Here is an 8,707-nt window from a genome sequence, read left to right as displayed (position 1 = left end):
ACTGGTAATTAAATACCGTTCGGCTGAGGTAATCGGTCAGTTATTGGTGGGAGAAAGGCATAAAGATTAAATTTCTCGCTAAGGCGCAAAGAACACAAAGGAATAAATTATAATCTTTGCGAACTTTCGTCTTTGCGAGAGAAAATTTCGTAACCGTTCAGGCTATACATCAGAAGTGTAAGAAGGGAGATAAGGAGATAAAGAGAGATATGGAGATAAGATAATAGAAATAGATTGAAATTTATAGAAATAGATAGAAATTGATTGTGGGAAATAACAAATTTCCATAAATTTCTATTAGTTTCTACTAATTTCAATTTTTTTAATAATATCTCCCTATCTCCTTAATCTCCACATCTCCTTTTGTTACCCCCCTGAACGCTTACAAAATTTCTATTTAGTTTTTACCACTGATAACTGAGGGATTACCGGCTGAACTCAGGACGAAACTATTTAACCAGTTACCAGTTACCAATTACCAATTACCAATTATCCGTTTGCAGGTTATGAAATCTGATGATACGCCGTGCAAAACTTAGTCAACACGACAATAGAGGAGGAATAACATTGAGTAAGATTAAAATAGAAATGGCTAATCGAATAGCCGCATTACCACCCTATTTATTTGCTAAAATTGATGAGTTGAAACAAGCGGCAAGGAAAAAAGGGATAGATTTGATTGATGTAAGTATTGGAGACCCGGATATGCCTACACCAAATCATATCATTGAGGCATTAAATCAGGCATCATACGACCCTAAAAACCATCAATATCCCTCTTATAATGGACTTTTAGAACTTAGAGTCGCGATTGCTAACTGGTATAAAAATAGATTTAGCGTAGAATTAGACCCGGAAAAAGAAGTTTTACCTTTGATTGGCTCGAAAGAAGGAATTGCCCATATCCCTTTTGCCTTTGTTGAGACAAATGATATAGTTTTAGTCCCTGACCCGGGCTATCCTGTGTATCAATCTGCAACGATATTAGCCGGGGCAACGCCATACTCACTTCCATTAAGAGAACAGAATGATTTTTTACCTGATTTGAGTGAAATACCAGATAATATTCTTTCTCGAGCAAAGTTACTCTTTCTTAATTACCCGAATAATCCTACTTCAGCTACTTGCAGTCTAAAGTTTTTCCAGCAAGTCGTAGAATTTGCCAATAAATATAACATTATTGTCTGTCATGATGCGGCATATTCTGAGATTTATTTTGATGGGATAAAGCCAGTAAGTTTCCTTGAGGTAGATGGTGCGAAAGAAGTTGGGATAGAATTTCATTCCCTTTCTAAAACCTATAATATGACGGGCTGGCGAATTGGATTTGCTGTGGGAAATGAAAAGGTGCTCTCGGGACTACTCAAAGTCAAAACTAATATTGATTCCGGGATATTTCAGGCAGTGCAATATGCGGCAATTAAAGCACTTACATCTTCTCAGGATTGTGTAGAGCAGATGCGAACAATGTATCAATCTCGACGAGATGTTTTAATCGATGGTTTGAATAGTTTAGGTTTGAAGGTAAAAAAATCTAAAGCGACTTTTTACATCTGGCTATCCACCCCAAATCATCTTACCTCAACAAAACTCACGACTCAACTTATTGAAAAAGCAGGTATTGTGACTACGCCGGGTGTGGGATTTGGAGATTATGGAGAGGGCTACATACGATTCGCATTAACGGTTGATGAGCAAAGATTAAAAGAAGTAATCTCAAGAATTAAATCTTGTGCCCTGCAATTCTAATGCTTGCAATCATTCCCTCACTTCTTCAATATGATGTCTTATATCCTTGCCTAAAACCATAAATACTACATCTTCGCTGATATTTGTGGCGTGGTCGGCTATCCGTTCGATATTTCGGGCAATAAGAATCAAGGCTAATGCTGGTTGAATCTTCGTCAGGTCTGACATCATATAAGTTAAAAGCTCGCGAAATATCTGGTCTCGTAAGCCATCTACTTCATCATCGCGTCGAAGGACAGAGCGAGCTAACTCTACATCCTTATCTACAAATGAAGATAGACTATCTTTGACCATTTGTCTGGCAATCTCTGCCATGCGTGGGGTATCAATTAATGGTTTTACTTCAGGATAATTTAAATAGACCTCAGTATTTTCTGAGATATTGACAGATTGGTCTCCAATTCGTTCTAATTCGCTGTTTATCTTCATTGCGGCGGTAATAAATCTCAAGTCTTTAGCCGTTGGTTGTCGTAAGGCAATTAGCCGCAGGCACAATTCATCCACCTCAATATGAAGCATATTTATTTCCTTCTCAGCCTTAAACACCCCCGGGGCTAAATCCTTATTCCGTTCTATTAATCCACGAATAGCCAATTCTATCATCTTTTCTGCTATCTCAGCCATATAAAGTAGCTTCGCCTTCAATTCTTCTAATTCTTCATCAAAAAACCTTTCCATTTTTTGCCCTCCTTTCTTCTGGTAACTGGTAACTGGTAATTAAATTATCAATTACCACCCTTACATTTTATTAAATACTTAATATAACCATTGAGTTTCTTCAGCAATTCATATCCATTCCTTTTTAACTTATCTAAGTAAGTTTCGTCAGCATAATTCTCATCAATACATACATTAAGGTCATCAATTAACTCTTCAAGAGAGCCTCGAGATTGTCTTACAAACTGAATATTTTCTTGGTAGTGATAGCGCCCGTGTCCTTCTGCAATACAGTTAGTCAAAGAAACAGATGCTTTCCGCATCTGATTTGCCAAATTATACTTTTCTTCTTCTGGTAATTGCCTGGAGAGTCTATATATTTTCCCCCTGAAATCGCGTGCCATCTTATAAATTTCTAACTCCTCAAATGTCTTATATTCCATTTACTCCCTTCACTTTTTGGTAAATGGTAATTGGTGACTGGTAATTGGTAAATGGTAACTGGTAATTAGTAACTGGTAATTGGTAACTGGTAATTGGGAATTGGTAACTAATTACCATTCACCAGTTACCATTCACCAGTTACCATTCACCATTCACCATTCACCAGTTACCATTCACCATTCACCATTCACCAGTTACCATTCACCAGTTACCAATTACCAATTACCAATTACCATTTATTTACCCAAACCTTCCGGTGATATAATCTTCCGTTCGTCTATCCTGCGGGTTGGTGAATATTTTAGATGTCCGGTCAAATTCAACAAGTTCTCCTAATAACATATAGCCAGAATAATCTGAGACCCTTGCTGCCTGTTGCATGTTATGAGTAACAATGACAATCGTGTAATCCTTTTTGAGGTCTGCTAAGAGTTCTTCAATGCGTAAGGTAGTAATTGGGTCAAGGGCAGAGCAAGGCTCATCAAGTAAAATAATCTCCGAACCTAAAGCCAGAACACGAGCGATACACAGTCGTTGTTGATGTTCTAACGATAGACTTAATGCGGATTGTTTTAATTTATCTTTTAATTCATCAAAAAGCAATGTGGCAATCAGGCTTTTCTCTACTATTCTGTCTAATTCAACCTTTTTCTTGATGCCATGAACCTTTGGTCCGTAAGCTACATTATCATAGATAGATAACGGAAAACAATTGGGCCGTTGAAAAACCATACCTACCTTTTTTCGCAATTGGATTATATCGGTTTGAGGGGCATAAATATCCTGCTGGTCAATTAGCACCTTTCCCTCTATCTTCGTTCCTTCGAGTAATTCATTTGTTCGATTAAGTGTGCGAAGCAATGTTGATTTTCCACAGCCTGATGGTCCGATTAAAGCCGTAACTGCCTTTTCTTTAATATTCATCTGGACATTTTTTAATGCTAAAAAGTTACCATAATAAAATGATAGATTGGTGATTTCAATTTTATCTGTCATTTTTATCCAAACCTTCCGGAGATATAATCTTCGGTCCTTTTATCCTGAGGGACAGTAAAAATATGGTCTGTTAAACCATATTCTACCAAATTTCCCATTAAAAAGAATGCGGTGTTATCTGATACCCTTGCCGCTTGTTTTGTATTGTTTGTTACAAGAACAATAGTATATTCTTTTTTTAATTTATGGAGTGCCTCTTCTATTTTAGCGGTAGAGATTGGGTCAAGTCCTGAGCAGGGCTCGTCTAATAAAATTACCTCAGGCTCTAAGGCTAATGTGCGGGCAATACATAATCGCTGTTGTTGACCACCAGAGAGTTTAAGTGCAGAGGTATGCAGTCTATCTTTTACCTCATCCCATAAAAATGCGGCATTTAGACTCTTCTCGACCAGATATGCAAGTGTCTGTTTAGAAGTAACACCAGCCAGTTTAGGTCCGTAGGTAATATTTTCAAATATACTTCCTGGAAGTGGAATCGGCAGGGCAAATACCATTCCTACCTTTCGTCGAAGCCAGCTAAGTGAAATATCCTCTTTGTAAATATTTTTACCATCAAGATGAACCTCGCCCTCTACTTTTACATTATGAATTAAGTCATTTAATCTATTTAAACTGCGTAAAAATGTAGTTTTTCCTGATTTTGCAGGCCCAATAATGGCTAAAATCTCATTCGCTCTAATCTTCAGATTAATAGATTTCAGAGCACAAAATGAGCCAAAGTAAAGGTTAAGGTCTTTAACGATAATTTTATCTTCCAATTTTGCACTCCATATTTTTGGTAATTGGTAACTGGTGAATGGTAATTACTTACCAATTACCATTTAACCAATTACTTACTTTATAATTTCGTGAAGCCCTATTGTTAAACCCTATCAGGAAAACTTTGCCATAAACCGGTGCATCAACCAGTAGGCAAAGAGATTAATTAATAAAATAGCAATTATCAGGATAGTGGCTGTGCCGTAGGCATTTTGCATAGAGATACCTTCGCGGGTCAAGATGTAAAAATGGACAGCCATCGTTCTACTTGAATCAAATAAAGAATCCGGGATTTGTAGGGATGAACCAGCCGTAAATATTACCGCGGCGGTCTCGCCAATACTTCTACCTATACCTAAGATTATGCCGGTAACTATTCCGGGTAATGCTTGAGGAAGCACAACTCTGGTAATACTTTGCCATTTGGTTCCGCCAAGTGAAAAACTTACCTCACGATAGGCAGAAGGCACAGATTTAATTGCCTCCTCCGAAGTGCGAATTATTGTTGGCAGAATCATAAAAGCCAATGTAAATCCTCCAGAGAGAATTGACCAACCAAAACCAAGATAAACAACAAAAAGAACAAATCCAAATAAACCAAAGATAATAGATGGCACTCCAGCCAGACATTCAGTGCCAAATCTAATTATTTTTGTCAACCGACTCTCTCTTGTGTATTCTGTTAAATAGATGGCAGTGCCAACACCAAGCGGCGTGGCAATGAGAATTGCTACTAGGGGAAGGATGATTGTTCCTATAATGCAGGGGAATATTCCTCCAGCTCTGCCGAGTTCTTTTGGTGAACTTAAAAGAAATTCTAAATCTATTACTGCCAGCCCATTCTTGAGCACATAGAAGATAATGAATAATAAAATTAAGACCGTTAAGGCAGTGCCTAAAAATAATGTTTTCTTGACAATCTGCTCTATAAAGAGCGGCTTGATTCTCATGCCCTTTGCCTCCCTCCCACTGTTTGGTAATTGGTAATTGGTAACTGGTAATTGCTAACTTATTACCATTTAACCAGTTACCAATTACCAATATTCCTTTTATACCTCCCGTCTTGCCATAAAATTGGCAATGGTATTTAAAATCATAATGATAATGAATAAGACAATTCCTGTGGCAAACAGTGCCTGGCGGTGTTCTCCAATAGCAAAACTCATTTCTAAGGCAATATTTGCCGTCAGGGTGCGAGCCGGGTCAAGTATTGAATCAGGAATGATAACTGAGTTTCCAGCAATCATAATGACCGCCATTGTCTCTCCCACTGCCCGTCCTACACCGAGGATAATACCTGCAATAATGCCCGAGCGTGCCGCCGGGAGGACGACCATTTTTATTGTTTGCCATCGCGTTGCCCCTAAGGCTAATGACCCCTCCCGATATAAATGTGGAACAGCCTTAAGTGAATCAATTGAAATACTGGTAATCGTCGGTAAAATCATTATCCCAAGAATGATTGATGCGGCTAAAATACAAGGTCCCGGCCCACCCAGATAATTACGAATCACTGGAAATAATATTACTATCCCCATAAATCCATAAACTACGGATGGGATGCCCGCTAAAAGTTCAATTATTGGTTTAAGAATTTTACTTGTCTTCTGTGTGGAAAATTCAGCTAAGTAAATAGCACAGGCAAGACTTAACGGCAGACTAAATATAAGAGCACCAACAGTTATCCATAATGAGCCCATAATCATTGGGAATATCTCAAATCTTCCTTCTCTGGGTGACCAATTAGTCCCACAAACAAAATCCTTTATTCCTGCTTTTAGAATAATCGGCAATCCTTCTTTTAAGATAAATAAAGCGATTAAAATAAGGATAGCGATGGTTGAAAAGGCGGTAATTAACAAGCCAAACTGAATAAATCGTTCACGATACCTCAAATTTATTACTCCTTGTCCCTTGAACCTATTGTCTTACCCTGGTGTCGTGTTGAACAAATAACGCACGGAATTTGATTCTGGTAACTGGTGATTGGTAACTGGTAATTAAATACCGTTTGGCTGATCTCAGGACGAAACTATTTAACCAGTTACCAATTATCCATTTGCAGGTTATGAAATCTGATGATACGCCGTACAAAACTTACTCAACACCACAATAGTTAAATAATTACGTAACTATTCAGCATACCAAGCAAGTAGGTAGTAGGAAGTAGGAAAGTAGGAAGTAGGAAAGGGGGAAAATACTTCATACTATTTTACTCTTAATTGATTTGATTAAAGCTATAAGTATCCTACTCACTTCTTCAGATATATCCCAAATGGATTGAAAATCTGGCAGATAATTAAGATCTTTAGATAGAATTAGATAATACCTTTCTTACTTTCCTACTCTCCTACTTCCTACTTTCAGCGGAACTTCCCCCAGAAAATACACAAAAAAACTCCATTAACACATTGATAATTAAGAAGATATGTTAATTAGGCTTTTTTGATTTTCGTAGCTACAATATGGACGGGCGATTTTATTACTAAATATCATATCAAAACAGCATTACTTTTGTCAAGTATTATTTTTACTAAAATTGTAAATATTCGTAGGCACATTTTTTAAACATATTTTAGTCGTATGCCATTGATATACATAGATTTAAGTCTATTTTTTAGGTAATTTTTAGGGGGAAGTTCCGTTTCAGGAGGAAATAGTAGGCAAGTAGGTAGTAGGAAAGGGATAAAGGATGTGCACGGTATTCCTCTTCTGGGGACAATGTCTCCCCTTTCCTACTTCCCTACTCTCCTACTTTCCTACAGGCTGAATAGTTACATAATTACCATTTATTTAACCGGAATCAATCCGTAGTCTGAGATTAGTTGTTGCCCTTGTTTAGAAAGGATAAATTCTATAAATTCTCCTATTTTCCCTTCCGCTGGTCCTTTCGTAAGCAAGAAAATCGGTCGAATGATTTTATACCTGCCTTTTTTGATATTTTGTAAGGTGGGTGACACTCCATCTATTTTTAAGGATTTTACCCTGTCAGTAACAAGTCCATAAGTGAGGTAACTAATAGAATTTGGGTCATTTTCAACCATTGTTCTAACAGCACCACTTGAATCCTGAATAAGAGCACCAGCACTAACTTTGGTTCCGGCTAACAGTAATTCTTCAAAGGAGACCCGTGTTCCAGAACCTTCTTCTCTTGAAATGACCGTAATTGGTTTATCTTCCCCACCTACTTCTTTCCACTTTTTTACCTGACCGCTAAATATTTGTTGGATTTGGAGTGGCGTTAAATTCGCAATTTTATTATTTGGATGAACAATCAACACCACAGCATCTTTTGCCACAACAACAGTATTCAATCCTTGCGCCTCTTTTGGCAATGTGACCATATCTGCCATACCAATTTGAGCCACACCGCTTTGTGCCGATTGAATTCCTACCGCAGAACCTCCTCCTTGAACATTAATTCGAACATCATTCTTCCCTGCCATATATTCTTCCGCGAGTTTCTCAGCAAATGGTTGAAAAGCCGTTGAACCAGCTATATTTATCGTTTCAATATTAGATTTTGCACATCCAATTGCCAGATAAGAAAATAACATCCAAAAAATTAACCGATACATTCAAAAACCTCCTTCTTTTGTTGGTAATTGGTAATTGGTAACTGGTAAAATGGTAATTAGCATAATTTACTCTCAATACTCTTTTCCTCTCGTAACTATTCAGCATACCAAGCAAGTAGGAAGTAGGAAAGTAGGAAAGTAGAAAGAGGGGAAAATACTTCATACTATACTCAACAACGGCATAAATTAAGATTTTGTAAGTGATCAGTGTGTAATAAAGGGAAAATGGGAAATTGGGGAAAAGGGTAAAAGTGATTCCATTTTTTCTTTTCCCATTTTTCCCTGTTTTTCCCCTTTTCCCTTATAACTTCTCATTCATTTTCTTTCCCTTTCCTACTTCCCTACCCTCCTACTTTCCTACAGGGTGAATAGTTACTTCCTCTCTTACTCAGTACTTCTATGGTGAAGATGACGTTTGATAAAGATATAGAGTAAGATAATGATACATATACCTATTAAGACATCAAATTTATGGAATATAGGTGATAATGTTGAGTGCCATTTTGCTCCAAAAATCATCCCAA

At 37.4% G+C, this 8,707-nt stretch carries 10 protein-coding genes; 1 reads left to right on the top strand and 9 read right to left on the bottom strand.

Annotated elements, in window-relative coordinates; genetic code table 11:
* Nucleotides 1–162 precede the first annotated feature (162 nt).
* Nucleotides 163–288 carry a hypothetical protein gene (locus AB1414_10805; protein ID MEW6607920.1) on the bottom strand — a complete coding sequence of 42 codons (126 nt, stop codon included), beginning with the start codon at nucleotides 286–288 and terminating at the stop codon, nucleotides 163–165.
* Between the two features lie 279 nt (nucleotides 289–567).
* Here AB1414_10805 and AB1414_10800 point away from each other — a divergent pair, with 279 nt between their 5' ends.
* Nucleotides 568–1,749, top strand: a complete 1,182-nt coding sequence (locus tag AB1414_10800) for an LL-diaminopimelate aminotransferase (protein MEW6607919.1) — start codon at nucleotides 568–570, stop codon at nucleotides 1,747–1,749.
* A gap of 9 nt (nucleotides 1,750–1,758) precedes the next feature.
* Here the strand turns inward: AB1414_10800 and phoU are convergent, their stop codons facing one another.
* From phoU to AB1414_10760, 8 genes are all read right to left on the bottom strand, one after another.
* Nucleotides 1,759–2,427, bottom strand: a complete 669-nt coding sequence (gene phoU, locus AB1414_10795; protein ID MEW6607918.1) for a phosphate signaling complex protein PhoU — start codon at nucleotides 2,425–2,427, stop codon at nucleotides 1,759–1,761.
* 47 nt (nucleotides 2,428–2,474) lie between these two features.
* Complete coding sequence (locus AB1414_10790) at nucleotides 2,475–2,849, bottom strand: four helix bundle protein (protein MEW6607917.1); 375 nt, start codon at nucleotides 2,847–2,849, stop codon at nucleotides 2,475–2,477.
* Nucleotides 2,839–2,967 carry a hypothetical protein gene (locus tag AB1414_10785; GenBank protein ID MEW6607916.1) on the bottom strand — a complete coding sequence of 43 codons (129 nt, stop codon included), beginning with the start codon at nucleotides 2,965–2,967 and terminating at the stop codon, nucleotides 2,839–2,841. Before AB1414_10785 ends, AB1414_10790 begins: the two co-directional genes overlap by 11 nt.
* Nucleotides 2,968–3,090: 123 nt before the next feature.
* On the bottom strand, nucleotides 3,091–3,846 hold the full coding sequence (gene pstB / locus AB1414_10780) for a phosphate ABC transporter ATP-binding protein PstB (protein MEW6607915.1): 756 nt from the start codon (nucleotides 3,844–3,846) through the stop codon (nucleotides 3,091–3,093).
* A gap of 2 nt (nucleotides 3,847–3,848) precedes the next feature.
* Nucleotides 3,849–4,604, bottom strand: coding sequence for a phosphate ABC transporter ATP-binding protein PstB (gene pstB, locus AB1414_10775; GenBank protein ID MEW6607914.1), 756 nt, complete (start codon nucleotides 4,602–4,604; stop codon nucleotides 3,849–3,851).
* 114 nt (nucleotides 4,605–4,718) lie between these two features.
* Nucleotides 4,719–5,555: a phosphate ABC transporter permease PstA gene (pstA, locus tag AB1414_10770; GenBank protein MEW6607913.1), complete on the bottom strand. Its 837-nt coding sequence runs from the start codon at nucleotides 5,553–5,555 to the stop codon at nucleotides 4,719–4,721.
* 99 nt (nucleotides 5,556–5,654) lie between these two features.
* Entirely contained in the window at nucleotides 5,655–6,500 is an 846-nt protein-coding gene (gene pstC / locus AB1414_10765) for a phosphate ABC transporter permease subunit PstC (protein MEW6607912.1), read from the bottom strand.
* A gap of 894 nt (nucleotides 6,501–7,394) precedes the next feature.
* Nucleotides 7,395–8,183, bottom strand: coding sequence for a phosphate ABC transporter substrate-binding protein (locus tag AB1414_10760; protein MEW6607911.1), 789 nt, complete (start codon nucleotides 8,181–8,183; stop codon nucleotides 7,395–7,397).
* Nucleotides 8,184–8,707 lie beyond the last annotated feature (524 nt).

It is taken from the genome of bacterium (genome assembly GCA_040755795.1).
Lineage (GTDB): Bacteria > UBA9089 > CG2-30-40-21 > CG2-30-40-21 > SBAY01 > JBFLXS01.
Note: the sequence above shows the minus strand (reverse complement) of the source record. Positions and strands in the feature narration are given on the sequence as shown.